Annotated in this window: 22 protein-coding genes; 9 read left to right on the forward strand and 13 right to left on the reverse strand. The window is 54.8% G+C overall.

The genetic code is table 11. The features are described 5' to 3' along the window. Window positions 1–175: 175 nt before the first annotated feature. Window positions 176–2,110 (reverse strand): exoribonuclease II, encoded by a 1,935-nt coding sequence (locus tag CRO19_RS18935; protein ID WP_097097225.1) that lies wholly within the window; start codon window positions 2,108–2,110, stop codon window positions 176–178. 124 nt (window positions 2,111–2,234) lie between these two features. After that, the gene (locus CRO19_RS18940) at window positions 2,235–4,541 is read right to left on the reverse strand and encodes an FdhF/YdeP family oxidoreductase (RefSeq protein ID WP_097097226.1); all 2,307 of its coding nucleotides are present in this window, start codon (window positions 4,539–4,541) and stop codon (window positions 2,235–2,237) included. A 244-nt stretch (window positions 4,542–4,785) separates the two neighbouring features. Between CRO19_RS18940 and CRO19_RS18945 the strand changes: the two genes are divergently transcribed. After that, entirely contained in the window at window positions 4,786–6,375 is a 1,590-nt protein-coding gene (locus CRO19_RS18945) for a PTS transporter subunit EIIC (RefSeq protein ID WP_097097227.1), read from the forward strand. Between the two features lie 61 nt (window positions 6,376–6,436). On the opposite strand, the gene CRO19_RS18950 is transcribed toward CRO19_RS18945, so the two are convergent. Further along, window positions 6,437–6,622 carry a con-10 family general stress protein gene (locus CRO19_RS18950; protein ID WP_097097228.1) on the reverse strand — a complete coding sequence of 62 codons (186 nt, stop codon included), beginning with the start codon at window positions 6,620–6,622 and terminating at the stop codon, window positions 6,437–6,439. 300 nt (window positions 6,623–6,922) lie between these two features. Here CRO19_RS18950 and CRO19_RS18955 point away from each other — a divergent pair, with 300 nt between their 5' ends. Then, window positions 6,923–7,819 (forward strand): LysR substrate-binding domain-containing protein, encoded by an 897-nt coding sequence (locus tag CRO19_RS18955; RefSeq protein ID WP_097097229.1) that lies wholly within the window; start codon window positions 6,923–6,925, stop codon window positions 7,817–7,819. Here the strand turns inward: CRO19_RS18955 and CRO19_RS18960 are convergent. From CRO19_RS18960 to pspF, 9 genes are all read right to left on the reverse strand, one after another. After that, the gene (locus CRO19_RS18960) at window positions 7,816–8,937 is read right to left on the reverse strand and encodes a CMD domain-containing protein (protein WP_097097230.1); all 1,122 of its coding nucleotides are present in this window, start codon (window positions 8,935–8,937) and stop codon (window positions 7,816–7,818) included. The two genes, CRO19_RS18955 and CRO19_RS18960, sit on opposite strands and share 4 nt — an antisense overlap. 200 nt (window positions 8,938–9,137) lie before the next feature. Continuing rightward, window positions 9,138–9,926, reverse strand: coding sequence for an enoyl-ACP reductase FabI (fabI, locus tag CRO19_RS18965; RefSeq protein WP_007892455.1), 789 nt, complete (start codon window positions 9,924–9,926; stop codon window positions 9,138–9,140). Window positions 9,927–10,065: 139 nt separating this feature from the next. Beyond that, on the reverse strand, window positions 10,066–10,869 hold the full coding sequence (gene sapF, locus CRO19_RS18970; RefSeq protein WP_097097231.1) for a putrescine export ABC transporter ATP-binding protein SapF: 804 nt from the start codon (window positions 10,867–10,869) through the stop codon (window positions 10,066–10,068). Between the two features lie 2 nt (window positions 10,870–10,871). Beyond that, a complete protein-coding gene (gene sapD, locus CRO19_RS18975) occupies window positions 10,872–11,867 on the reverse strand; it encodes a putrescine export ABC transporter ATP-binding protein SapD (RefSeq protein WP_097097232.1) in 996 nt (331 codons plus the stop codon). After that, window positions 11,867–12,757, reverse strand: coding sequence for a putrescine export ABC transporter permease SapC (gene sapC, locus CRO19_RS18980; protein ID WP_097097233.1), 891 nt, complete (start codon window positions 12,755–12,757; stop codon window positions 11,867–11,869). Before sapC ends, sapD begins: the two co-directional genes overlap by 1 nt. Next, window positions 12,744–13,709 (reverse strand): putrescine export ABC transporter permease SapB, encoded by a 966-nt coding sequence (gene sapB / locus CRO19_RS18985; RefSeq protein ID WP_097097234.1) that lies wholly within the window; start codon window positions 13,707–13,709, stop codon window positions 12,744–12,746. Before sapB ends, sapC begins: the two co-directional genes overlap by 14 nt. A gap of 2 nt (window positions 13,710–13,711) precedes the next feature. Further along, window positions 13,712–15,334 (reverse strand): ABC transporter substrate-binding protein SapA, encoded by a 1,623-nt coding sequence (gene sapA / locus CRO19_RS18990; RefSeq protein ID WP_097097235.1) that lies wholly within the window; start codon window positions 15,332–15,334, stop codon window positions 13,712–13,714. 298 nt (window positions 15,335–15,632) lie between these two features. Then, entirely contained in the window at window positions 15,633–17,060 is a 1,428-nt protein-coding gene (locus tag CRO19_RS18995; protein ID WP_097097236.1) for an alpha,alpha-trehalose-phosphate synthase (UDP-forming), read from the reverse strand. 274 nt (window positions 17,061–17,334) lie between these two features. Then, window positions 17,335–18,327, reverse strand: coding sequence for a phage shock protein operon transcriptional activator (gene pspF, locus CRO19_RS19000; protein WP_097097237.1), 993 nt, complete (start codon window positions 18,325–18,327; stop codon window positions 17,335–17,337). Between the two features lie 164 nt (window positions 18,328–18,491). Here pspF and pspA point away from each other — a divergent pair, with 164 nt between their 5' ends. The 7 genes from pspA to tyrR all read left to right on the forward strand — a co-directional run bounded on the left by pspA (window position 18,492) and on the right by tyrR (window position 24,416). Further along, window positions 18,492–19,157 carry a phage shock protein PspA gene (gene pspA / locus CRO19_RS19005; protein ID WP_097097238.1) on the forward strand — a complete coding sequence of 222 codons (666 nt, stop codon included), beginning with the start codon at window positions 18,492–18,494 and terminating at the stop codon, window positions 19,155–19,157. A gap of 64 nt (window positions 19,158–19,221) precedes the next feature. Next, window positions 19,222–19,449: an envelope stress response membrane protein PspB gene (gene pspB / locus CRO19_RS19010; RefSeq protein ID WP_097097239.1), complete on the forward strand. Its 228-nt coding sequence runs from the start codon at window positions 19,222–19,224 to the stop codon at window positions 19,447–19,449. Beyond that, window positions 19,446–19,793: an envelope stress response membrane protein PspC gene (pspC, locus tag CRO19_RS19015; protein ID WP_007888072.1), complete on the forward strand. Its 348-nt coding sequence runs from the start codon at window positions 19,446–19,448 to the stop codon at window positions 19,791–19,793. The genes pspB and pspC overlap by 4 nt, the downstream gene beginning before the upstream one ends. A 147-nt stretch (window positions 19,794–19,940) precedes the next feature. Further along, on the forward strand, window positions 19,941–20,189 hold the full coding sequence (gene pspD / locus CRO19_RS19020) for a phage shock protein PspD (protein WP_007888070.1): 249 nt from the start codon (window positions 19,941–19,943) through the stop codon (window positions 20,187–20,189). Next, entirely contained in the window at window positions 20,170–21,567 is a 1,398-nt protein-coding gene (locus tag CRO19_RS19025) for a YcjX family GTP-binding protein (RefSeq protein ID WP_097097240.1), read from the forward strand. The genes pspD and CRO19_RS19025 overlap by 20 nt, the downstream gene beginning before the upstream one ends. Beyond that, window positions 21,564–22,637, forward strand: a complete 1,074-nt coding sequence (locus CRO19_RS19030) for a YcjF family protein (RefSeq protein WP_097097241.1) — start codon at window positions 21,564–21,566, stop codon at window positions 22,635–22,637. The genes CRO19_RS19025 and CRO19_RS19030 overlap by 4 nt, the downstream gene beginning before the upstream one ends. 213 nt (window positions 22,638–22,850) lie before the next feature. Then, window positions 22,851–24,416 (forward strand): transcriptional regulator TyrR, encoded by a 1,566-nt coding sequence (gene tyrR / locus CRO19_RS19035; protein WP_097097242.1) that lies wholly within the window; start codon window positions 22,851–22,853, stop codon window positions 24,414–24,416. A 95-nt stretch (window positions 24,417–24,511) separates the two neighbouring features. On the opposite strand, the gene tpx is transcribed toward tyrR, so the two are convergent. After that, window positions 24,512–25,015 carry a thiol peroxidase gene (gene tpx, locus CRO19_RS19040; RefSeq protein WP_097097243.1) on the reverse strand — a complete coding sequence of 168 codons (504 nt, stop codon included), beginning with the start codon at window positions 25,013–25,015 and terminating at the stop codon, window positions 24,512–24,514. Window positions 25,016–25,162 lie beyond the last annotated feature (147 nt).

Raw genomic sequence — 25,162 nt, forward strand, 5'->3', positions numbered from 1 at the left:
CCTTGTAGAGACCGGGAAAAGAGGCGATCGAATACAACAAGTTAAAAGTAATGTAATGAATTGTTAACGACAGGGGTTAGCAGCAGAAGTGTGAAGCAGAATGCAAATTTAACCTTTGCGAAGGTGATTGCAATGAAATGCGGGATAACGGCTGTTATCCCGCGAGTTTTCATGCTCAGGCGGCTGGACGGGCAACCACGCTGCGGGTTTCCATGCGCACTTCCGCAATGGTCACATCAATGATGTCGGTGACGCGATAAGCGACTTCACCTTTAATCTGCACGGTGCCGCTCTCCTGAGAGCACACCAGCTCATCACGCACCGCGTGGATGAACGGAGCAGGAATAAAGGCGACCGCGCCATTTTCCTGCAGGCGGACGCGCATACCGCCACGTGACACGTCGATGATCTCGGCGCTGAACTTGCGATCGGTACCAGCAAACGGCGCCAGGAAGCGCGCATAGAGCCAATCACCGACATCGCGTTCAGCCATACGGTTCAGGCGACGACGCTCGCTCATGATCGTCGTCAGCTCATCCTGCGGACGGGCGATGCTGTCGCCACGCACAATCGCTTTCAGCAGACGATGGTTGATCATGTCGCCAAACTTACGAATCGGTGACGTCCAGGTGGCATAGGCTTCAAGACCGAGACCAAAGTGCGGGCCTGGCTCGGTGCTCACTTCCGCAAAAGACTGGAAGCGACGGATGCGGCTGTCGAGATACTGCGTAGGCTGCGCATCAAGTTCACGACGTAGCTGGCGGAAGCCTTCCAGCGTGGTAATCGCCTGCGGATCAACGGTGATGCCGTGACCTGCCAGCACGCCTGCGGCCTGCTCTGCATTGGCGAGGTCGAAACCGGTATGCAGGTTGTAGATACCAAAGCCCAGCTTCTCCTGCAGCACTTTTGCGGCACAGACGTTAGCGAGGATCATGGATTCTTCAACGATGCGGTTAGCGATGCGACGCGGCTCGGAAATGATATCCAACACTTCGCCTTTCTCGCCCAACACAAAGCGGTAGTCCGGACGATCTTTGAACACCAGCGCATGGGTTTGACGCCACTCGCTGCGCGCCAGGCACAGCTGATGCAGCAGGCGAATTTGCTGAGCAATCGCCTCGCTTTCGGGCTGCCAGCTGCCGCTGTTTTCCAGCCAATCGGAGACGTTGTCATAAACCAGTTTGGCTTTGGACTCGATCCACGCGGCAAAGAAGTGCACATCGTCAGCCAGGCTGCCATCTTTCAACACGGTTACGCGGCACGCCAGCGCCGGGCGACGTTCGTTCGGACGCAGTGAACACACGTTGTCAGACAACTCGCGCGGTAACATCGGAATGTTGAAGCCCGGCAGATAGTTAGTAAAGGCGCGTTTAGCGGCCAGCTTATCCAGCTCGCTGCCTTCCGCGACATAAGCGGTAGGGTCGGCGATAGCGATAGTCAGTGACAGATTGCCGTCGGCATTCTCTTCCACATACAGCGCATCATCCATGTCCTGGGTGCTGGCGCTGTCGATGGTGACAAAATGCAACGCGGTTAAATCTTCACGCTGGAGATTTTCGTCAAGCATCTCACCAAAGCCGACGTCAGGCGCCTGGCGTTCGAGGTTATGACGTGACAGCGTGACCCACCACGGGGCGAGATGATCGTCCGCCGTGACAATGAATTCGGTCAGTTCAGCATAGAAGCCACGGTCGCCTTTCAGCGGGTGACGGCGCATTTCCGCTACTGCCCAATCCCCGTTCTGGAAATCGTGGCTCACGCTACGCTCGGCGCGACACGGAATCGCGTCTTTCAGCAGCGGATGGTCCGGCACAATCGACAGGCGATCGTCCTTCCTTTGTACGCGGCCGACAAAGCGGGTCAGGAACGGCTCAACCAGGGTTTCCGGCTCGGCACTCTCGCGGTCTTTATCGGTGTGGATCACGGCCTGAATGCGGTCGCCGTGCATCACTTTCTTCATCTGCGGTGGCGGAATGAAGTAGCTTTTTTGAGCATCAACTTCAAGGAAGCCAAAGCCTTTTTCCGTACCTTTAACAACACCTTCAACACGCGGAGTCTGCGCATGAAGCTTCTCTTTAAGCTGCGCGAGCAGCGGATTATCCTGGAACATAATTTATATAGTTTCGTGGCCTAAGAGCGGCTGACAGTTTTACGCGAATCGCGTGCGCGCGGCAAGGTCAAAACAGGCTAAAAAGCCGCTTTACGCGGCTTTTTACCTTCTGATAACGCTTTGGTTAGGCGATGCGTTGTGAGGGCAAGGCGGCAGTTAATGCCAGCTTGACCGGCACCGATTTTGAGGTCGGCGTACCGCTGCCGTCGCCAAAGCTGGAGAGCGGTACCAGCGGGTTGGTTTCCGGATAATAGGCGGCGAGATTGCCGCGCGGAATATTGTACGGCACCAGCTTGAAACCACTAACGCGCCGCGTTAATCCGTCATTCCACAGCGTTTCAATATCCACCAGCTGGCCTTCGCTGAAACCTAACGACGCCATATCATCCGGATGGATAAATACCACTTCGCGCTGGCCATACACGCCGCGATAACGGTCATCGAGGCCATAAATGGTGGTGTTGTACTGATCGTGTGAACGTAGAGTTTGCAGCGTAAACGGCACGGCCACATCACCCAACTGCGGGAACAGTGAAGTCGGCAGGGCGGCGGCGCTGAATTCTGCCCGTTTACTTGGTGTGTTGAAGCGCAGTTCTGCGGCGGCATTGCCGAGATAGAAACCGCCGGGGATGTCGCACTTGTTATTAAAATCGTCAAAGCCCGGAATGGTCGCAGCGATGTGATCGCGAATCAGATCGTAATTACCCGCCATTGCCAGCCAGTCGATTTTCTCGCTGCCTAAGGTGGCATGCGCAATACCCGCAACGATCGCGGTTTCGGAACGCTGCGTCTCCGCCAGCGGAATCCCCACGCCTTCTGAGGCATGTACCATGCTGAAAGAGTCTTCAACGGTGATGTACTGATTACCGCTGGCCTGACGATCGCGTTCGGTGCGGCCCAGCGTTGGCAGAATCAGTCCTTCATGGCCCGGCACCAGATGGCTGCGGTTCAGTTTGGTACTGATGTGCACGGTCAAACCGCAATGCTGCAACGCCTCTTCGGTAACGGGGGAGTCGGGTGCTGCCGCCGCGAGATTTCCGCCTAACGCAATCAGCACTTTCACTTCATCACGCAACATCGCATTCAGCGCTTCAACGGTGTTATGACCGTGCTCGCGCGGCGGTTCAAAACCAAAGTGGGTACCCAGTGCATCAAGGAACGGCTTGCTCGGCTTTTCATCGATACCCATGGTGCGGTTGCCCTGCACATTACTGTGGCCGCGTACCGGACACAGGCCCGCGCCTTTTTTGCCCAACTGGCCAAACAGCAATTGCAGGTTGGTGATTTCGCGTACGGTGTCCACCGAGTGTTTATGCTGGGTAATACCCATCGCCCAGGTCACGATGACGCGCTCAGCGCTTTGATAAATTGCCGCGGCTTCACGTATCTGCGCTTCGCTCAGACCGGATTGACGCACGATATCGTCCCAGCGGGTGTTATCTACGGCGGCTAGATATTCCTCAACGCCTTGGGTATTTGCGCTAATAAACGTCTGGTCAAAAATGCCCGCTTCGCCAGCCGCCAAACGTTCACGCTGCATTTCCAGCAACGTTTTCACCATGCCGCGAATCGCCGCCATATCGCCACCGAGATTGGGCTGGTAATAGGCAGAACTAATCGTACCGGCCATCGATGTGACGATTTCCAGCGGCTTTTGCGGATCGGCAAAACGCTCCAGCCCGCGCTCGCGCAGGGTATTGAAGGTGACGATTTTCGCGCCATGATCGGCAGCGTGACGCAGGCTGTGCAGCATGCGCGGGTGGTTGGTGCCTGGATTCTGGCCGAAGACGAAAATCGCGTCCGCATGATCAAAATCGTCGAGACGAATGGTGCCTTTACCCACGCCGATGCTGCGTTTTAGGCCAGTGCCGCTGGCTTCGTGGCACATATTGGAGCAGTCGGGGAAGTTGTTGGTGCCCATCACACGGCCAAACAGTTGATAAAGCCATGACGCTTCATTGCTGGCACGACCCGATGTATACAACTCCATCTGGTTTGGATGATCCATCGCCTGCAGGTGCTGAGCAATCAGCGCAAAGGCGTCATCCCAGCTAATGGGTTCGTAATGGTCGGTGGCACTGTTGTAGCGCATAGGGTGGGTTAAGCGGCCCTGATATTCGAGAAAATAATCACTTTGCTGATAGAGGGTGCTCACGCTGTGCTGGGCAAAAAAATCTGGAGCAACGACGCGTCGCGTCGCTTCCCAGGTCACGGCTTTTGCGCCGTTTTCACAGAAACTAAAGGTACTTTTGTTGTCATCGCCCCATGCACAACCCGGGCAGTCAAAACCGCGCGCTTTGTTCATGCGCATTAAGTTACGCATGTTTTTCAGCGCTGCTTTGCTATCAAGGACAAAACGGGTAGTCGCTTCCAATGAACCCCAGCCGCCCGCCGCGGCGCGATAAGGTTGAATCTTACGTTTAAATTTCATAGTTGCAGGCTTATTTGTTTATGAGTTGTTATCAGAATATGTCTTCTGTTAGCGGGAAGTGTGCGACTCTCCTTAAAAGTTGTCTAATTGATTGGTTTAATGGAGCGATAGGCGGCGTTTATCGCAAAAAGGTAGCAAAGCGTGACTTATATCAAATTTTTCCCGCTGGTCAGGTGCGTGAGTTACGTGCTGCAGGAATAACTGACTAATAATTGCTCTTTCAATGATGAGAAGGGCACGCAGCATGAAGAATCTGGCCAGCCAAATTCACGCTTTCGGTAAAGCTTTGATGATGCCGATCTCGGTGATCGCCGCCGCAGGGATCTTTCTTGGGTTAGCCGCCGCAATGCAAAACCCGGCAATTACCGGAGATGCTTTCGCCAATCTGCAGGTGCCACAACTGATCATTGGTTTTATTCGTAAAGTGGCGGGAGCGCTGTTTGCCAATCTGCCGCTGTTCTTTGCCGTGGCCAGCGCCATTGGACTGGCAAAAGCCGAGAAGCCCACCGCCGCATTCGCCGCAGTGATTGGTTATATCGCCATGAACGTCGGCATCAGCTCCACGCTGGCGTCGAAGGGCTTGACGGCGGCGACCACCACGCCAGAAGCATTGCAAAAGGCTGGCATGGACCAAACCGCCGCGATGATGACCTCCGCCGAATACATCGACATGCTCGGTATTTTTACTTACAACATGAGCGTGCTGGGCGGCGTGATCGCAGGTTTGATTACCGTGGTGTTGCACAACCGGTTTTATACGCAGCAGCTGCCCACGGCCATCAGCTTCTTCGGTGGACGTCGTTTTGTGCCGATCGTCACGGTGGTGGTGTTGCCGCTGGTGGGCGTGCTGCTGGCATTGATTTGGCCGACCATCGGCGAAGGCATCGCGTGGGTTGGCCTGATGATTGGTAAAAGTGGGCAATATGGTGCTTTTTTGCTTGGCACCAGCGAACGCCTGCTGATTCCCACCGGCTTGCACCATATTCTCAATGAAACCGTACGGTTTACGCCGATTGGTGGCATGGCGACGGTGGAGGGGCAAAGCGTTGTGGGCGCGCTGAATATCTTTAATACTTCGCTGACGCATCCCGGCGCGATCCCGGATGATACGGTGCGCGGTGCCACGCAATTCCTTGCCCAAGGCAAGATCCCGGTAATGATGTTTGGTTTACCGGCCGCCGCACTCGCGATTTATCACACCGCACGGCCCGAGCATAAACAGCGCGTTAAAGCACTGGTGCTGGCGGGTGCATTAACGTCCTTTACTACCGGTATCACCGAGCCGCTGGAGTTCTGCTTCATCTTCGTTTCGCCCGTGCTCTATATCCTGCATGCGGTGCTCACCGGCTTGTCCTTTATGCTGATGTCGATGCTGCACCTGATGATCGGTAACGTGCAGGGCGGCGCCATCGATTTGGTGGTATTTGGTATTCTCGGCGGCACGAAAACCCACTGGTGGTGGACGATTGTGCTGGGGGTGATGTATGTGCCGATTTACTATTACGCCTTCCGGTTTGTGATTACGCGCATGCGTGTGGAAACGCCGGGGCGCGAATCTGATGAGGAGCAAAAACCGGAGCAGGTGGCGGCTGATGAGCGCACCAAAGTGATCATTAGCGGGCTCGGCGGTGAAGCCAATATAGAAGATGTCGATTGTTGTTTTACCCGGCTGCGGGTACGGGTCAAAGAGATGAAGCAAGTGGTCGATCAAACCTTGCTCACGACCGGTGCCAATGGGGTTAATCGCGTCAGCGAACATGATGTGCAGGTGATTTACGGCCCGCAGGTTGAGAAGATTGCTAACGAGGTGAAAAGCGCTCTGGGCGTGGCGTAAAGCGTTGCTTGATAACAGCAACGCTGATGCCAATCCCTGGCAGACAACATCCTAAGGCGCCTTACTCAGACTTCGTTGGAGGACGACGGCTTATTTTGCCTCCTTTCCGACCCGCTTCGACGGCTCTTTCAGGATCGTTTCTGAAGTTACCACCGCTGGCCTGGCCTCCCGCCTTGCCAGCTTCTCTGGCACGTTCCGGATTGTTGGCAAAATTCCCTGCGCCGCCTCTGTAGCTCTGTTTGTTCATAGGAAGACCTCTTATCAATGTTCCATTAGATTTAAGGACTAGCTAGTCACGCTGACAATTTTAGACGCTGGTTGCAGTAAGGCCAGTGAGCGAGGTGTAAATAATTGAAGTTGGAGAAAGAATTCAATGGGTAAGGCATACCCGGGAATAAAATGAAGGGGTTACATTGACATCACTGGCGGGCTGGTTGAACATCCCCCGGTTTTTCCCGGCACGATTATTTGGCGCTCGCCTGCTGGGTAACACGGCATTTTTAGGTAGCCGACGTCATCTTTCATCACTTATTGCTGGACAAATAAAATAGACATCAAACAGTTAATTTATCTGTGTAACCTGGAACGCGAACGCCACTTTGGACGTGCGGCTGAGGCCAGCTTTGTTAGCCAGCCAACGCTTTCAATGCGGCTGAAAAACCTTGAGCGCGAGTTAGGGTTATCGCTGATCAATCGCAGCAACAATTTCGATGGTTTCACGCCGGAAGGCGAGCGCGTACTGACGTGGGCGCGGGAAATTGTCTCGGTTTATCAGGGTTTAAAGCTGGAAGTGGAATCGCTCAAGCATGGCGTGAATGGCACCTTGCGGCTGGGCGTGATGCCGCAGTGCAGCGTGGCGCTGCCGGCATTATTAAAGGCGGTTGAAATACGCTACCCGCAGCTTGATTATCGCGTTTCAGCGATGAGCGCCGATCAGCTTTTAGAGGCGCTCAACAGCCACACGGTAGATGGCGGGATTGGCTTCTTTGAGCTGACCTCCTTACGCGAGCTGCATTTTCAAACCGCTCTGTTAAAAGATCCCGGCGTGGAAGCACTTTTCAATCCTCACTATTTTCCGGCACTGCTTGAGCATGAAACGCTGTCGCTATCGATGCTCGCCAGCCACCCGCTGTGTCTGGCCGAGCCAACGCGCTATTTTCGCCGTTATCTCGACGGCCAGCTGCGTGAAACTGGCCTCATTCCGCGCGTTATCGTTGAAAGCGCGTCAATTATGCAACTGTTGCAAAGTACGCAGGTGGGATTGGGCGTAATGGTGTCGCCATGCGGCCATCTGCTGCCGGAGCTGTTACAGAATCTGGCGCGTCGGCCAATTGAGATTGCCCCAATGGGGCGCCAGGCAGCGTTGGTGATTGCCGAGCCAGGCAGAGCTTCACCGCTGGCTCAGCACTTCTTTGATGAAGCGCGTCGGCATCTGCCCGACTAACGGGTTTCTCCTAACGCCATCAGCACGCGGTCCTGCCAGTTAGCAAACGCCACGGCTTGTAACAGCGTAAAGATGCGTTCGGTGCCCCAGCCCGCATTGAGCAGGGGTTGCAGATGTGCCGCGCTAAAGCGATCGGGCTGGCGGGTTAACTGGGCGCCAATCGCTATCACCGGCGATGCAGTACCCGCGTTCTCCACATCCTGTAGCAGCGCCGCGCGCCATTCGCCCGTCAGTTGCCCGAACTGGCGGCGACAACCCAGCACGCGTGCGCAGACCGCTTGTGCCAGCGCCTCTTCCGCAGCGAAATGTGTGCTCAGTCGCTGCTTCAGAGTGGCGAAACCGTACAGCGCTTGTGCATCGTGTACCAATAACCAGATCGCGTCATCTACCCCGTCAATTCCCTGACAGAAAGTCACCGCTGCCAGCTGTTCGGCGCTGGCATAGCGCAATTCCACCGGTTTTAGCGCAGGCTGCCAGCCAGCGCTGCTGGCAAACAACGCTGCGCTGGCATCGGGTGGCGGAGAAACACCAGGGATCCAGCGTACCGGCAAGCCCATCATCGCGTGCAGCGAGGCCACAACGCGCGACTGATAGCTGACAAACCCGATAAGTTGGTTCAGCGTGACGATATCGGGCTCCGTCAATCCCACTGCATCCAGCGCGCTGATGCTGTTAGTGGTGATCAATTCAGGCTGCATCGCCAGCTGGCGAGCATATTGGGTAATTTGCGTCAGGCGATTGTTACTTTCACGTGAGGAATCCGGGCCTGGCAAAGGATTAAGCCGCGCAGAATAGTGATTACACAGGCGCTGAACGCCGGCCACCTGCGCTACCGTCAGCGCGGTACTAAGACGATCGTACAGCGTCAAGGTGTGGGTCAAACTGGTCGCGAGCGTATCGGGAAACAGGATCTGGCTCAGGTCGCGTGCGGCCAGCAGTGTGGGCTGAAAACGCGTCAACAGCGGCTGGAGTGCGGTGGCTTCCTGTTGCAAACCGAGCAGAAAACGGTCTTCGATATAGGCGGCTTCGGGCACCAGCGGTGCGGTGGCGGTAGTATTAGGGCGAGTCTGGCTTTCATAAAACCAGTGGTCATGGCCGGGAGAACGGCGTTGTTCCATGGTCATTCCTTTCGCTAAAAACGGACTTGCTGCACGGCGTGCGAATCTGAAAAGCAGGCGTGCAACAAAGGGCTAGCTTATCGTCGCTGAACGGCTGTCCACGGCAAAAGAATGATGGGGAATAATTAATAGCTTACGAGTATAAGGAGGGATGTTTTTGTATAAAGAGGTCGCCATAAATGGCGACCCGATGATAACGCTTACTTTAATTCCAGCTCGTTCATGGCGGCAATGCTGAAGCCGCCATCAACGTGTACCACTTCACCGGTGATACCACCCGCGAGGTCAGAACACAGGAAAGCCGCAGAGTTACCCACGTCTTCGATGGTCACGGTACGACGAATCGGGGTCACCGCTTCGCAATGTGCCAGCATCTTACGGAAATCTTTGATGCCTGACGCGGCCAGGGTACGGATTGGACCAGCAGAAACGGCGTTAACACGCGTGCCTTCAGGACCCATCGCGTTCGCCATGTAGCGAACGTTGGCTTCCAGAGACGCTTTAGCCAGACCCATCACGTTGTAGTTCGGGATCGCGCGCTCTGCGCCGAGGTATGAGAGGGTCAGCAGGGCAGAATTCGGGTTCAGCATTGCGCGGCACTCTTTTGCCATCGCCACAAAGCTGTAGGCGCTGATGTCGTGCGCAATTTTGAAGCCTTCACGCGTAACGGCGTTCACGTAGTCACCATCCAGCTGATCGCCAGGCGCGAAACCGATGGAGTGAACGAAACCGTCAAATTTCGGCCAGGTTTTTGCCAGTTCGGTGAACAGCGCAGTAATGCTCTCGTCTTCTGCGACATCGCAAGGCAGAACAATGTCTGAACCCAGATCTTTGGCAAACTCTTCCACACGACTTTTCAGTTTGTCGTTCTGGTAGGTGAAAGCCAGTTCTGCGCCCTGTTTGTGCATCGCCTGCGCAATACCGTAGGCGATTGAGAGTTTACTGGCAACGCCAGTAATCAGAATGCGCTTACCGGAAAGAAAACCCATAGCTGTAATCCTTTTGGTCATTGTTGTTGGCGGTCGCGATGGTTAAAAAGCAGGCGACCGACGTTAATCTCGTGCGAAGTCTAGCACGTCTCTATAAATGCGGTAAATCGCACCGCGTTTTCCACGCTGCGGTGCGGCATCAGCGCTCACGTCGCCAGGCTTCGGCGGTTAAGGCTTCACCAAAATGGCTGGCGATCAGGCGTTTGGTTAGATCATGTAACGGCGAGGCCAGCACATCGGCGGTGCCGCCGCGCTCCACGACTTCGCCCTGATGCATTACTAATACCTGATCGCTGATGTGCTTCATCATGCCAAGGTGCTGCGTGACATAGATATAGGCGATGCCGTGCTGCTCCTGCAGTTCCAGCATCAGATTCACCAGCTGCGAGCGCATGGTCATATCCAGTGAGGCAAGGGCTTCATCGGCAACGATCACTTTTGGCTGCAAAATCAATGCGCGTGCCAGCGCCAGGCGCTGTTTTTGTCCGGGCGCCAACATATGTGGATAGTAGCCAGCATGATCGCGCAGCAAGCCGACCTGGCGCAGCGTGGCGATAATGCGTTTCTCGCGCGCTTCATCGTCGAGTTCTGTATTCAGACGCAGCGGAAAATCAAGAATCTGGCTGACGCGCTGCCGCGGATTGAGCGAGGTGGAGGGATCCTGAAAAATCATGCGGATGCGCTGGCTCCGGTAGCCATAGTCGCCGTACTCCAGCGGATGATCGTCAATCAGCATTTCACCCGCGGTGGGTTCCACCATGCCGCTCAGCATTTTCGCCAGCGTGGATTTTCCCGAACCGTTTTCACCGATCACCGCCAGCGTCTGCTTTTCACGCAGGGTAAAACTGACGCCTTTCACCGCCTCAACGTGCTGACGACGAAACAGGCCGGTACGATAGCGATAGGTTTTGCTCAGGTTGCGTACTTCCAGCAAGGTGTCCATGACTACTGGCCCTCCATATTTAGCGGGAAGTGGCAGGCGAACAGGTGGGCTTTGTTACCGGTCAGACGCGGAGTCTCAATGCATTTTCGCTGCGCATACGGGCAGCGTGGCCCAAGACGGCAGCCAATCGGCAAATGTTCCAGCGACGGGATCGCGCCCGACAGCGTATTTAATCGGCTTTTGTGCGGCAGCGCGCTGCCGAAATCGGGCATCGCGCGGATCAGCGCCTGAGTATAAGGATGGTGCGGCGTATCCATAAGATCTTCGCTTTGCGCCGTTTCCACCGTCTGGCCGCAATACATCACGTTGATGCGGTCAGCCCATTGGCTCATCGTACGCAGGTCGTGGCTGATCAGCAAAATCGTGGTGTTGTTATTCTGATTGAGGCGGCTCAGCAGGCGGAAAATCTGCGCCTGCGTGGTTGGCTCCATGGCGTTGGTCGGTTCATCGGCGATCAACAGGCGCGGCTGATTGGCCAGGGCGATAGCGATCATCACTTTCTGGCATTCACCGTCGGTTAATTCGTACGGGAAGCTGCGCATGATGTCTTTATGATCTTTGATGCCAACGCGGTGCAATAGCTCAATCGCGCGCACTTTACGCCAGAACCACAGGCGCTGATACCAGCGACCTTTATGGGTCCAGCGCGGAATGGCCTGCATCAGTTGGCGGCCAATGCTTTCTGAAGGATCGAGACAGGATTGCGGCTCCTGGAAAATCATCGAGACATTGTGGCCGACAATACGTCGGCGTTCGCGCGGCGACAGACGCAGCAGGTCGACGTCGTCAAATACCATGCGATCGGCGGTGACGCGCCAGTTATCTTTCGTTACGCCACAAATGGCTTTGGCGATCAGGCTCTTGCCCGATCCTGATTCACCGACCAGCCCGCGCACTTCACCTTCGGTAAGCGTCAGATTGATGCGGTCGACCGCTTTGACCGGACCGTCAGCGGTCATAAATTCGATGGTCAGATTTCGGATATCCAGTAGCGGCATTATTCAACTCCCGCTTCTACTGCGCGACGGATACCATCGCCCAGCAGGTTAACGATCAACACGCTCACCATCAGCGCCACGCCTGGCAGCATCACCGTCCAGGGCGCCACATAGATCAGCTCCAGCGCGTCACCGAGCATTGCGCCCCATTCGGGTGAGGGCAGCTGCGCGCCAAGATCGAGGAAACCGAGCGCCGCGATATCCAGAATCGCCATTGACAGCGAGCGGGTAATTTCGCTCACCAGCAGCGGCAGCACATTCGGCAGCACGGCGTTCCACAGAATATTCAGATTGCGCGCACCATCGAGACGCAGCGCCACCACATACTCTTTCTCCATCTCATCATGTACAGCAGTATAGATTTCGCGCACTAAACGTGGGATCAGCGCCAGAAACACGGCCAGCATCGCATGTTCCAGACGCGGCCCGAGAAAGGCCACCACGATAATCGCCAGTAATAGCGAAGGAATCGACAGCAGCGTGTCCAGCACGTGGTTCATTACCGCCGAACGCACGCCGCGCGTTATGCCAGCGAAGATACCGAGCACCAGCGCGCAGATCGTCGCTAACACCGTAACCAGAATGGCGGACCCCACGGTGGGCGCCACGCCGCTTAACAGTCGGCTCAGTACATCGCGCCCAAGATCGTCGGTACCAAGGAAGAAAGAGACATCGCCATAGCGCGACCACGAAGGCGGCAGTAGTTGATAACCCAGGAATTGCTGGTCAATGCCATAAGGTGACAGCAAACCACCGAACAGGCAGAGGAAGAGCAGGATGCCAAAGCCGTACAAACCGACCATGCCGCTGGTGTCGCGATATAAGCGCTGCCAGCTGCGACGCAGCGTGCTGGGCAGCCGCTTCTCGTCATAGACATTATCGTAGGGCATACCATTCCTTATGTTTCAGCGGATTAAGTGCCGCACCGAGAATATCGGATAACACGCTAACCAGAATGACCAATCCACCGACCACCATCACGCCAGCAGAAATTGCTGCGTAGTCCTGCTGGCGAATCGCATTAATCAACCAGCGACCAAGGCCTGGCCAGTTGAACACCACTTCGGTGATCATCGCTAATGTCAGCATGGTGGAGAATTGCAGCCCAAGACGAGGAATCACCGGCGGCAGCGCATTATGCAATACGTGACGGCGAATCACCGTGAAGCGCGACAACCCGCGCGTTGCGGCAGCTTTGACATAATTTTTGTCCATCACGTCGCTGGTGCTGCTGCGCAGTAAGCGGATCATCTCGGTAGCCGGCGCAACGGCCAGCACTATTACCGGCAGAATCATATGCGTCAACGCGCTCACCATCATTTCATGGCGCCAGGGCGAATGGCTCAGCCAGGCATCAATCAGCGCGAAGCCAGTGATATTTTGCACCGGATAAAGCAGATCGAAGCGTCCGGAAACCGGCAGCCAGCCGAGGGTCAAGGAGAAGAAAAGGGTAAAGAGCAGCGCCAGCCAGAACACCGGCATTGAGAAACCCAGCAGCGCCAGGGCGCTAATCGCTTTATCCTGCCACTTTTTCCGCATCACGCCGGCGCAGATCCCCAGTGGAATGCCCACCAGCAGCGCCAGAATAAACGCCATTACGCACAGCTCTAGCGTGGCGGGAAATACTTCGCGCAGTTGAATATCGATTGGCTGACCGTTGGTACTGGATACGCCGAAATCGAACTGCAACAGGCCTTTAAACCAGAACCACCAGGCATCAAACAGCGATGCACCTTCCAGCGGCGCGTTGGGTGTGAAGTAACTGAGGCTGAAGCTCACCAGCGAAAGCAAGAATAGGGTGATCAGCAGCAGTAGCAGACGACGCAAAATATAGATGATCATGCTTATTCCTCGCTGCTCTCATCACGATAAACGCCGGCAAAAGAGGCGTTACCAAACGGGCTCAGTACTAAGCCTTTAATGTCATGTCGATAGGCTTGCAAACGCAGCGAAGAGGCCAGCGGCAATACCGGCAGCTCCTGCGCCAAAATCTGCTGCGCTTTGTCGTAGCTATCGATGCGCGCCGAAAGCTGTTGCGACAACAGCGCATGTTGCAGCGCTTCGTCAAACGCCGGCGAACACCAGTGCGCATAGTTGGTCTGCGAGCGGATAGCGGCACAACTCAGAAGCGGCCGGAAGAAACTGTCGGGATCGTTACTGTCGGTGGCCCAACCGGTTAGCGTGAGATCGTGATTCATCTCCATCAGCTGCGCTTCCTGGAATCGGCCTTCCACCGGCGCGATGGTCACCCGCACGCCAACCTGAGCCAAATCGGCCTGTAACAGCTCAGCGGTTTTCAATGGGCTAGGATTCCATGACTGTGAAGAAGAGGGCACCACTAAGCGTAAATGCAGGTCTTCCAGACCGAGCGCCTTCAGTGCTTCTCGTGCTTTCGCCGGATTATATTCGGTAACGTGTGCATCGTTGTCATAAGCCCATGACGCGCGCGGCAGAATCGAAGCCGCCGTTTCTGCGGTGCCGTAATAAATCGACTCCATCAAGCGTTCGTTATTGATTGCCAGCGCCAGTGCATGACGCACTTCCGGGCGATCGAGCGGCGGTTTACGGGTGTTAAACGCCAGATAAGCGATATTCATGCCGGGTCGCAACGTCATACGCAGACGCGGATCGTCGCGCAAAATGCTCAGCTGGCTGGCGGCAGGATAGGCCAGCACATCACATTCACCGGTCAGCAGTTTAGATAAACGTCCGGTCCCGCCGACGCCCAAATCAATCACCACTTGCTGCAGCCGCGGTACGCCTTTCCAATACTGCGGATTACGTGCCAGCCGCAGATATTGCCCGGTGCGGTATTCACTCAGCTGGAACGGGCCAGTACCTACGGGCTCGCGATCCAGCTGCTCTTGTTGGCCTTTAGCGCTGAGATTGTTGGCGTACTCCTGCGACAAAATTGGCGCGTAATGGGTGGCGATGTGCCAGAGGAAGGAGGCGTCTGGGCTGTTGAGGCGGATTTCCACCGTATCGCTATCCAACTTTTTAACGCTCTGCACTGAATCGGCGAACTGCAGGCTGTCGAAATAGGGATAGCTGCCACCGTTGACGTTATGCCACGGATGCTTACGGTCAAACATGCGCGCAAAACTGAATACCACATCGTCGGCATTCATTTTGCGCGTCGGTTTAAACCCGTTGGTGTGCTGGAAGGCCACGTCTTTGCGCAGGTGGAAACGGTAGGTTGCACCGTTATCTCGCACTTCCCAGCTCTCAGCCAGATCGGGAATCAACCGATAGGTATAAGGATCGACGTCCAGCAGCCGATCGTACAGCTGTGCCGCGAGCGTATCGACCACCAGGCCGCTGCTTACCATTTGCGGATTGAACGTATTAACCGTGCCGTTCACACAATAGACAAAGCCGCTGTGGCGGATATTGTCGGTTGGCGCGGCCCACGCTGACGCACTCATGATGCTGAGACCAAGCAGCAGAGAAGGGAATAGTTTTGGCATAGAACTCAACGATTCTGAGGCAATAGCGTGAGTGTATCCCAAACCGCTCGGAGTCCCAAAATTCGCGACGCTTCTGCTGTGTTTTTCGCCAAAGTGGCGATGAGGTAATCACAATCTTAGTGTGGAAATGAGAAAAATTCTCAATTAGGGCTTTACAGATGATAATAAGAATGATTATTATTCATCTGCGCTTCGACGGTGGCTCTACCGAAGAAGAGCACGACATTGCTCACATTGCTTCCAGTATTAGTTGCCCGCACGCTGTGCGGGCTTTTTTTTGTCCAGGTCCGAGCCAGCGTTAATAACGCAGGCGTCCACTGAAGCCATTCGAGAGCATCACGCCTGATTTTACGCTCAAATCGGCCTCTTGTTCGCGCGGTTGCAAGGCGTTGATGAAGGCTTCCGCCCACGTATAGCAGTTATGCAGGTGAAGGTTTTTCATCAGGCTCGCGTGACGTTCGCGGCGTACGGAAAGTGGCATGATGAGCGCGGTATGAATGGCATCTGCAATCGCATCGGGATCGTAAGGATTGACCACCAGCGCCCCCTGCATCTGCTCGGCGGCACCGGCAAACTGTGACAAAATTAAAACGCCGGGATTAGTATGATCCTGCACGGCGACATAGGTTTTAGCCATCAGGCTCATCCCGGCTATCAGCGGTGTTACCAGCGCCACGCGCGCCGCACGGTAGAATCCGCACAGCTCTTCTCGTGAATAATGATTGCTCAGATAACTCACGGGATACCAGTTCAGCTCACCATGAATACCGTTCATTTCGCCGCAGCGCGTCTCAAGATCGCGCGACAATTCTTTAATGCGATGAGAATAGCCGGACGCCATAGAAGCGAGCTGCACCAATGAAAATTTGTGGTGGTACTCTTCATGTTGACGAAGTAATACCTCAATCGCGCTGATACGGTAGGGCGTGCCGGTGCTATCGTCGAAGTGTCCGCTGCTAAGAATGATATTCTCCGGTAAGGTTTCACGGCACTGCTGTTCCATAAAAAGGCAGCTGTTGCTTTCAGCCAGCGCGCTGGTTTCCGCCGTATCAATGCCCACTGGAAATACACCAACGCTTAACTGGCGGCCATGAATCCGCAGCGTATAAGGCGAGAGGTGTTCACAGCGGAAACGCGATCCTACCCATGCAGTGAAATTGTTCATATCCTGGGTGGTCTGGAAACCAATCAGATCGGCACACAATAATGAATCGGCCAAATAGCGCCAGTTGGGTATCGATTCAAAAGATTGCCCAGCGGGAAAAGGTTGATGGAAAAAGAAACCAATACGATTGATTAGCCCCGCATCGCGCAGCATTTTAATACTGGGAATTAAATGATAATCCTGCAACCAGATATCATCATCGGGCATGGCATAATCACTAATAGCACGCGCATAGGTTTCATTAAGCCGCATATAGCCAATCTGGCTACTGGTTGAAAATCGAGCCATGTCAGGTCGCTGATGAAAGACCGGCCACAATCCCTGATGAATATATTGATGGTAACCCTCTTCATATTCAGCTTTGGTTAAGCGAAATGTCAGCGTGTCATATTCATTACCTTTATTAAAATTCAGCTCACGGTGCAGCTCTGAAGAGAGAGTCTCGAACTCACCGCTCCATTTCACCCACATTCCACCGCGGCGCGCTAATATGCTTTCATAAATAGTGGCGAGAGTTGAGTGACTATTCTGACTGTGCGAAACCAACATTAAGCCTGACATAGTTTTTACCTGTTGCTTAACCTGCCTGTTCTCGATTTCTGGCAGAGCGTTAAAAAAAGGTTGATGTAAAAGGAATTGAAGAAAGCCGCTCATTATTTAACGTTCGCGCGTATTAATGAACGGCCGAGTCCTGCCAGTTAACTCGATATTTTCCATTTATTGCTATTCCTGCGCATCTTTCAGGGTTGTCGATAGAATTAATCTAGCCGACTCACTCGTAAAAAAGCCGTAAAAATAGCGGTGAGATTTATAAAGATTTAATAATCGATATTATTCAATTTACCTTCATCTCTATGCCGTGCTTTTTCATCATTGCGCGCAATTGATGGTAAGTCACACGTAACAGTTCGGCGGCGCGGCGCTGGTTGTATTTGGCCTGCTGCAAACTCACTTCCACTAACTCACGTTCCTGCTGGTTTTGCCATTGGCGTAAATCAAGCGGCAGAGAAGGCAGGGGAGCTGCTGTCGGTTCGGAGTGAATTGGCAGCGGCGTGCGCGGAGCAAACGGGTTAATAATGATATTATCCAGTGGCTCTTCAGCGCTGTGATGGCGATACACGGAACGTTCTACCACGTTTTTTAATTCGCGTACGTTACCGGGCCAGCTGTGCTTCAGCAGCGTCAGCTGGGCGCGCTCGCTAAAACCGGGGAAGAGAGGCAAACCTAATTCGCGGCACATCTGAATCGCAAAATGTTCAGCCATCACCAAGATATCGCTGCGACGTTCGCGCAACGGCGGCAGTTGAACCACATCGAAGGCCAGGCGATCGAGCAGGTCCGCGCGAAATTTTCCGGCGCTGGCCAGCGCGGGCAGATCTTCATTCGTTGCGCAGACCAGGCGCACATTGACCTGCAGTGATTGATTGCCGCCAACGCGCTCCAGCTGGCCATATTCAATCACGCGCAGCAGTTTCTCCTGCACCAGCATCGGCGCGGTGGCGAGCTCATCAAGAAAAAGTGTGCCGCCGTCGGCGCGCTCAAAGCGGCCCAGATGACGTTTTTGCGCCCCGGTAAATGCACCGGCTTCATGGCCGAACAGTTCGGAGTCGAGCAGGTTTTCATTCAGCGCAGCACAGTTGAGGGAAACAAAAGGGCCTTCCCAACGGTTTGACAGATAATGTAAGCGGCTAGCGATAAGCTCTTTGCCGGTGCCGCGTTCGCCGACCACCAGTACAGGTTTTTCTAACGGCGCCAGACGCGAGACCTGCTCCAATACCTCCAGAAAGTTATTCGACTCGCCCAAGAGATTGTCACTACCGTTTGCCATGATGAAATTCGCCACTGATTAATCAATTTCACTACCTTAAGTGATGTTGTGGCGGATGTAAAATAAACAAAGTCATTAAAATCAAACAACTAAAAGTTGGCACGCGAATTGTATTAGTGAAGAGCGCCTTGCGCACCTACCTACAAAATTAGAGGAACATCATTATGGGTATTTTTTCTCGTTTCGCCGACATCGTGAACGCTAACATCAACTCTCTGCTGGAGCGCGCCGAAGATCCGCAGAAACTGGTACGCCTGATGATTCAGGAAATGGAAGACACGCTGGTTGAAGTGCGTTCGACCTCCGCTCGCGCGCTGGCGGAAAAGAAACAGTTATCGCGCCGCATTGAGCAAGCTGAGATTCAGCAGACTGAATGGCAGGACAAAGCCGAACTGGCGATTAATAAAGGTAAAGAGGATTTAGCGCGTGCTGCGTTAATCGAAAAGCAGAAACTGACCGATTTGATGGCGGCCCTGCAGCAGGAATCGGCGCAAGTGGAAGAGACGCTGGAACGCATGAAAGGCGAGATTGGTGAGCTGGAGAATAAACTGACCGAAACCCGTGCGCGTCAGCAGGCATTAACACTGCGTCACCAGGCGGCGTCCTCTTCACGTGATGTACGTCGTCAGCTCGACAGCGGCAAGCTGAACGATGCAATGGCGCGTTTTGAATCCTTTGAGCGCCGTATCGATCACATGGAAGCCGAAGCGGAAAGTCAGCGTTTTGGTAAACCGAAAGGTTTGGATCAGGAGTTTGCTGAACTGAAAGCCGATGATGAAATCAGCCAGCAGCTGGCCGCACTGAAAGCCAAAATGAATCGCAGTGAGTGATCGCCACGGGCCTGGCCGCAGGCCCGAGTTAAAAGGGTGTAAATGATTAAGGAGAGTCGAATTAATGAGCGCACTTTTTCTCGCCATACCGTTAACGATCTTTGTGCTATTTGTCGCACCGATCTGGTTATGGCTGCATTACAGCAACAAACGCAACGGCGGTGCAGATTTGTCATCGAATGATTTGCAGCGTTTGCAACAGATCACCCAGGATGCACGTCGTATGCGTGAGCGTGTGGAAGCATTGGAAGCCATTTTGGATGCCGAACATCCAAACTGGAGGCAGCCATGATGAACGGTCGTAAACTGTGGCGCATACCTCAGCAGGGTAAAGTGCGCGGCGTCTGTGCCGGCGTGGCAGAATATCTCGACATTCCAGTACGCTTACTGCGGGTGATTGTGGTGCTGTCGCTATTCCTTGGCTTATTTATGTTCACCATCGTTGCCTATTTTATTCTCGGTTTTGTGCTGGATGAGAAGCCCGCCGATGCCGCGGGTGAACGCACTCCGAGCGCAAGGGAACTGCTCGACGAGCTGGAAGCCACGCTACACAGTGACGAACGTAACGTGCGTGAGATTGAACGCTATGTCACCTCGGAAACATTTAGCGTGCGTAGCCGCTTCCGCCAAATCTGATTTTACCCGTCATACTTCAAGCGGCAGATGCGTTGGCTGCGTGACCTCACCCCGGTCACTTACTAGAGTAAGCTCCCGGGGATTCAGGCACTTGCCGCCTTTCTGCCGCTCGAATTATTTTGGTTAAAAAGTGAAATAGGAAACTGTATGCAAACTCAACGTTTTACTGCTCTGCGCCGTCGCGCGACACCTGCGTTGATGTCGGCGGGGAAATTTATCATCATTAGCGCAGTAACTTACGGGCCCGGCGGGATTGCTGGCTGGGCGGTGAAATCGGTGGCGCGCCGTCCGCTGCGCCTGTTGCTGGCGGCCGCCCTGGAACCGTTGCTGAGCAAAGCGTTCAAACGCTTGTCGGCACGATTCATCAGGGAGAACGATGAAAAGACTGCAAAATGAATTGATGGCGCTGATGAACCGCGGTGTTGACCGCCATCTGCGCCTGGCGGTTACTGGCTTAAGCCGCAGCGGCAAAACCGCGTTTATCACCTCGCTGGTTAACCAGCTTCTCAATGTACACAGTGGCGCGCGTTTGCCGCTGTTTTCCGTGGTGCGCGAAGATCGGCTGCTGGGCGTGAAGCGCGTACCGCAGCGTGAACTGGGTACGCCGCGTTTCACCTACGATGAAGGTCTGGCCCAGCTGTATGGCACGCCGCCCATGTGGCCAACGCCTACGCGGGGCGTGAGCGAAATGCGCCTGGCGCTGCGCTATCGGCCCGATGAATCGCTGCTGCGCCACTTCAAAGACACTGCCACGTTGTACCTTGAAATCGTCGATTATCCCGGCGAATGGCTGTTGGATCTGCCGATGCTGGCGCAGGATTACCTTAGCTGGTCACGCCAAATGGTCGGGCTGTTGCAGGGCGACCGTGCTGCGTGGTCAGCGCACTGGCGCAGCCTGTGTGCCGATCTCGATCCTTTCGCGCCAGCCGATGAGAATCGCCTCGCCGCGATCGCTGCTGCCTGGACTGATTACCTGCATCAGTGCAAAACCGAAGGCTTGCACTTTATCCAGCCGGGACGCTTTGTGCTGCCGGGCGATATGGCGGGTGCGCCGGCGCTGCAGTTTTTCCCCTGGCCGCAGGTTGAAGAGATGCAGGTTAGCAAACTGGCGCAAGCCCCCGCGGGCAGCAACTTTGCTATGCTGCAGCAGCGCTTCAACTACTATTGCCAGCACGTGGTGAAAGGTTTCTATAAGAATCACTTCCTGCGCTTCGATCGCCAAATTGTGCTGGTCGATTGCCTGCAGCCGCTCAACAGCGGACCGCAGGCGTTCAACGATATGCGCCTGGCGCTGACCCAGCTGATGCAGAGCTTCCATTACGGCCAGCGCACGCTGTTCCGCCGCCTGTTTTCCCCGGTCATCGACAAGCTGCTGTTTGCTGCCACCAAAGCCGATCATGTGACTGCCGATCAACATGCCAACATGGTCTCTCTGCTGCAGCAGCTGGTGCAGGATGCGTGGCAGAACGCGGCGTTTGAAGGGATCAACATGGATTGCCTTGGTTTGGCGTCGGTGCAGGCCACCGAAAGCGGCTTGGTTGATCATCGTGGCGAGAAGCTGCCTGCGTTGCGTGGCCATCGTCTGGCCGATAACGAAGCGCTCACGTTTTATCCCGGCGAAGTGCCGCCGCGTTTGCCTGGCCACGGTTTTTGGCAGCAGCAGGGATTTCAGTTTGAGCAGTTCAGACCGCAGCAGCTGGATGTCGACCGTCCGCTACCGCACATTCGCATGGATGCTGCGCTGGAATTTTTACTGGGAGATAAATTGCGATGAGCGATGAAACACCTTTAAAAGGGCGCATTGATTTTGCCCGCCCGCTGACGGTAGAAGCAGAAAAACCGCTGCGCGCCGCGCAAACCTTCACCCCCGAAAGTGAGAGCGCGTTTCTTGCCACGGCAGAAGCCGAGCCGCTGGAAGAGGGGCAAGGCGAAAAAGCGGTGGAGGCGGCACTGCGTCCTAAACGGAGCCTGTGGCGCAAGATGGTTGGCGTTGGGCTCGGTATTTTTGGCGTCAGCGTGGTGGCGCAGGGCGCACAGTGGCTGCACGATTCATGGATCACGCGCGACTGGTTTGCGCTCGGCACGGGCATTGCCGGTGGATTGATTGTTGCGGCGGGCGCTGGCGCGCTGATAGGTGAATGGCGTCGCCTCTATCGTCTGCGCCAACGTGCCGAGGAACGCGATATTGGCCGCGAATTGTTGCACAGCCACGGCGTCGGTAAAGGGCGGGCATTTTGCGAAAAACTGGCGCAGCAGGCGCAGCTGGACCAGGCGCATCCCGCGCTGCAACGCTGGCATGCGGCATTGCATGAAACCCATAACGATCGGGAAATTGTCACTTTATATGCCCAGCTGGTGCAGCCGGTGCTGGATCGCCAGGCGCGACGTGAAATTAGCCGTCATGCCGCGGAATCCACCTTGATGATCGCCGTTAGCCCACTGGCGCTGGTGGATATGGCGTTTATCGCCTGGCGCAACCTGCGGCTGGTGAATCGCATCGCGGCCATTTATGGTATCGAGCTGGGTTACTTCAGTCGTATCCGCCTATTCCGGCTGGTACTGCTCAATATGGCGTTCGCCGGTGCCTCGGAACTAGTGCGTGAAGTGGGGATGGACTGGATGTCGCAGGATCTCGCCGCGCGCCTCTCCACCCGCGCTGCGCAAGGGATTGGCGCCGGTTTACTCACTGCGCGTCTTGGTATCAAAGCCATGGAGCTGTGTCGTCCACTGCCATGGCTGGAAGAGGACAAACCGCGTCTGGGTGATTTCCGCCGTGAGCTGATCGGTCAGCTTAAAGAAACGCTGGTAAAAAGTGGGGATAAACCAGGGCAGGCTGCTAAATAATCAGCTATTGCTTACCTTTCACGCTAGCCGTAGCGTGAAAGGTGAAATTATCTGTGTTAACTCCTGGATTTGGCGGGATTTTTGTTGGTCGCTCCGCTACACTTCCCTCTATCACCTGCCTCTGGCTGTCAACTTTTCATGACAGGCCTCTTCTGAGGCGCTGCAAGTTAGCGTATTATCACTAAAATCAAAACCTGACTAAGGCTCATCGCAATGCGTTTGGAAGTTTTCTGCCAGGACCGAATCGGTCTGGCGCGCGAGTTGCTCGACCTGTTGGTTGCCCGCAATATTGACCTGCGCGGCATCGAAATTGCGCCACTCGGCCGCATTTACCTCAATTTTACCGCGCTGGAGTTTGAACCCTTCAGCAATCTGATGGCGGAAATTCGCCGTACACCTGGCGTGACAGATGTGCGCACCGTCTCGTTTATGCCATCTGAACGCGAACATCGTGCATTGAGCGCGCTGCTGGTGGCGATGCCGGAGCCGGTGTTGTCGATCGATCTAAAAGGCAAGGTCGAGCTGGCGAATCCCGCGGCACAAAACCTTTTCACGCTTGATGAACAGAAGCTGCGTAATCAAAACGTTGGCACGCTAATCACCGGCTTCAACTTCCAGCGCTGGCTGGAGAATGAGCGGGTTGATGCTCAGGCGCAGCATGTGGTGATACAGGGACGCGATTTCCTGATGGAAGCGCGGCCAATTTATCTGGCAGAAGAAGAGGGCCAGAGCGATCTGCCGGTCGGCGCGATGATTACGCTGAAATCAACGGCGCGCATGGGGCGACAGCTGCAAAACCTCACCGTCACTGACGAATCAGAATTCGATCATATTGTGGCGGTAACGCCAAAAATGCGTCAGGTGATCGATCAAGCACGCAAACTGGCGATGCACGATGCTCCGCTGCTGATCGTGGGCGATACCGGCACCGGCAAAGATATGCTGGCGCGCGCCTGCCACTTGCGTAGCGCGCGGGGTAAAAAACCTTTCCTCGCGCTTAACTGCGCCTCGCTGCCGGATGATGTGGCTGAAAGCGAACTGTTTGGCCACGCAGCGGGCGCGTATCCTAATGCACTGGAAGGCAAAAAAGGATTCTTTGAACAGGCCAACGGCGGCTCGGTATTGCTGGATGAGATTGGCGAAATGTCGCCACGCATGCAGACCAAACTGCTGCGCTTCCTCAATGATGGGACGTTCCGCCGCGTGGGTGAAGAGCATGAAGTGCATGTTGATGTGCGTGTGATCTGCGCCACGCAGAAGAACCTGATTGAGCTAGTACAACGCGGCGAATTTCGTGAAGATCTGTTCTATCGCTTGAATGTGCTGACGCTGAATCTACCGCCGCTGCGTGAACGTCCGCTGGATATCCTGCCGCTAACGGAAATGTTTGTGGCGCGCTTTGCCGATGAGCAGGGATTACCGCGTCCACGTCTGTCATCGCAGCTGGCACCGTTTCTAACTCGCTACAACTGGCCGGGTAACGTAAGGCAGCTAAAAAATGCGCTGTATCGCGCGCTGACGCAGCTGGAAGGTTACGAACTGGGACCGCAGGATATTGTGTTACCGGAGCAGGCGCTGGATGTGTCGCTGGGCGAAGAGGCGATGGAAGGATCGCTGGATGACATTACCAGTCGCTTTGAACGTTCGGTGCTCACGCGTCTGTATCTCTCCTATCCCAGCACACGCAAACTGGCCAAACGCCTGGGCGTATCGCATACCGCAATCGCTAATAAGTTGCGTGAGTATGGATTGGGGCAGAAGCGCACCGAGAGCGAGTAGCCGCTGGCCGCGATGATGTGGCAGCAAGGCGCGCATTGATAGGCGCGCACACTAAAAACGCCGCCTCAATAGGGCGGCGTTTTTAATACAAAAAATTACTTCAACGCAGCCAGCGCCGCATCATAGTTTGGCTCTTCGGTGATTTCGTTCACCAATTCGCTGTAAATCACTTTATTGTTTTCATCCAGCACCACCACAGCACGCGCGGTCAGGCCTTTTAACGGGCCATCAGCAATCGCCACGCCATAGTTTTCTTTGAACTCAGCACCACGCAGTGAAGAGAGCGTGATTACATTGCTGACGTTCTCCGCACCGCAGAAGCGTGACTGCGCAAAAGGCAGATCTGCCGAAATGCAGAGTACGACGGTATTGTCCGCTTCACCCGAGCGTTCGTTAAACTTACGCACCGATGCGGCGCACACGCCAGTATCGATGCTTGGGAAAATGTTCAGAACTTTACGTTTGCCTGCATACTTAGCAAGGGAGACATCACTGAGATCTTTGGCGACCAGATTGAAAGGCTTTGCTTGCTCGCCAGCCTGCGGGAAGTGACCTGCAACAGGTACCGGACTACCCTGGAAGTGAACAGTCTGAGACATACGATTTCCTTTTTTAACAAGTGAATATCTGACTTTAGCCGCGTCAGAACAGATATAGCGTTTGTTTATGACATAATTTTTAAGGGTTTACGAGCGTCTTTCCGGACGATAATCGAGCCGGCTCGCAATTAACATGCGGATTTAAGG

The organism is Candidatus Pantoea floridensis, from assembly GCF_900215435.1.
In the GTDB taxonomy this organism is placed as follows: domain Bacteria; phylum Pseudomonadota; class Gammaproteobacteria; order Enterobacterales; family Enterobacteriaceae; genus Pantoea; species Pantoea floridensis.

Excerpts from the sequence above, each read along its gene's own strand:
- CRO19_RS18935 (WP_097097225.1), bottom strand. The coding sequence starts at position 2,110 with ATGTTCCAGGATAATCCGCTGCTCGCGCAGCTTAAAGAGAAGCTTCAT.
- CRO19_RS18940 (WP_097097226.1), bottom strand. The coding sequence starts at position 4,541 with ATGAAATTTAAACGTAAGATTCAACCTTATCGCGCCGCGGCGGGCGGC.
- CRO19_RS18945 (WP_097097227.1), top strand. The coding sequence starts at position 4,786 with ATGAAGAATCTGGCCAGCCAAATTCACGCTTTCGGTAAAGCTTTGATG.
- CRO19_RS18950 (WP_097097228.1), bottom strand. The coding sequence starts at position 6,622 with ATGAACAAACAGAGCTACAGAGGCGGCGCAGGGAATTTTGCCAACAAT.
- CRO19_RS18960 (WP_097097230.1), bottom strand. The coding sequence starts at position 8,937 with ATGGAACAACGCCGTTCTCCCGGCCATGACCACTGGTTTTATGAAAGC.
- fabI (WP_007892455.1), bottom strand. The coding sequence starts at position 9,926 with ATGGGTTTTCTTTCCGGTAAGCGCATTCTGATTACTGGCGTTGCCAGT.
- sapF (WP_097097231.1), bottom strand. The coding sequence starts at position 10,869 with ATGGACACCTTGCTGGAAGTACGCAACCTGAGCAAAACCTATCGCTAT.
- sapD (WP_097097232.1), bottom strand. The coding sequence starts at position 11,867 with ATGCCGCTACTGGATATCCGAAATCTGACCATCGAATTTATGACCGCT.
- sapC (WP_097097233.1), bottom strand. The coding sequence starts at position 12,757 with ATGCCCTACGATAATGTCTATGACGAGAAGCGGCTGCCCAGCACGCTG.
- sapB (WP_097097234.1), bottom strand. The coding sequence starts at position 13,709 with ATGATCATCTATATTTTGCGTCGTCTGCTACTGCTGCTGATCACCCTA.
- sapA (WP_097097235.1), bottom strand. The coding sequence starts at position 15,334 with ATGCCAAAACTATTCCCTTCTCTGCTGCTTGGTCTCAGCATCATGAGT.
- CRO19_RS18995 (WP_097097236.1), bottom strand. The coding sequence starts at position 17,060 with ATGTCAGGCTTAATGTTGGTTTCGCACAGTCAGAATAGTCACTCAACT.
- pspF (WP_097097237.1), bottom strand. The coding sequence starts at position 18,327 with ATGGCAAACGGTAGTGACAATCTCTTGGGCGAGTCGAATAACTTTCTG.
- pspA (WP_097097238.1), top strand. The coding sequence starts at position 18,492 with ATGGGTATTTTTTCTCGTTTCGCCGACATCGTGAACGCTAACATCAAC.
- pspB (WP_097097239.1), top strand. The coding sequence starts at position 19,222 with ATGAGCGCACTTTTTCTCGCCATACCGTTAACGATCTTTGTGCTATTT.
- pspC (WP_007888072.1), top strand. The coding sequence starts at position 19,446 with ATGATGAACGGTCGTAAACTGTGGCGCATACCTCAGCAGGGTAAAGTG.
- pspD (WP_007888070.1), top strand. The coding sequence starts at position 19,941 with ATGCAAACTCAACGTTTTACTGCTCTGCGCCGTCGCGCGACACCTGCG.
- CRO19_RS19025 (WP_097097240.1), top strand. The coding sequence starts at position 20,170 with ATGAAAAGACTGCAAAATGAATTGATGGCGCTGATGAACCGCGGTGTT.
- CRO19_RS19030 (WP_097097241.1), top strand. The coding sequence starts at position 21,564 with ATGAGCGATGAAACACCTTTAAAAGGGCGCATTGATTTTGCCCGCCCG.
- tyrR (WP_097097242.1), top strand. The coding sequence starts at position 22,851 with ATGCGTTTGGAAGTTTTCTGCCAGGACCGAATCGGTCTGGCGCGCGAG.
- tpx (WP_097097243.1), bottom strand. The coding sequence starts at position 25,015 with ATGTCTCAGACTGTTCACTTCCAGGGTAGTCCGGTACCTGTTGCAGGT.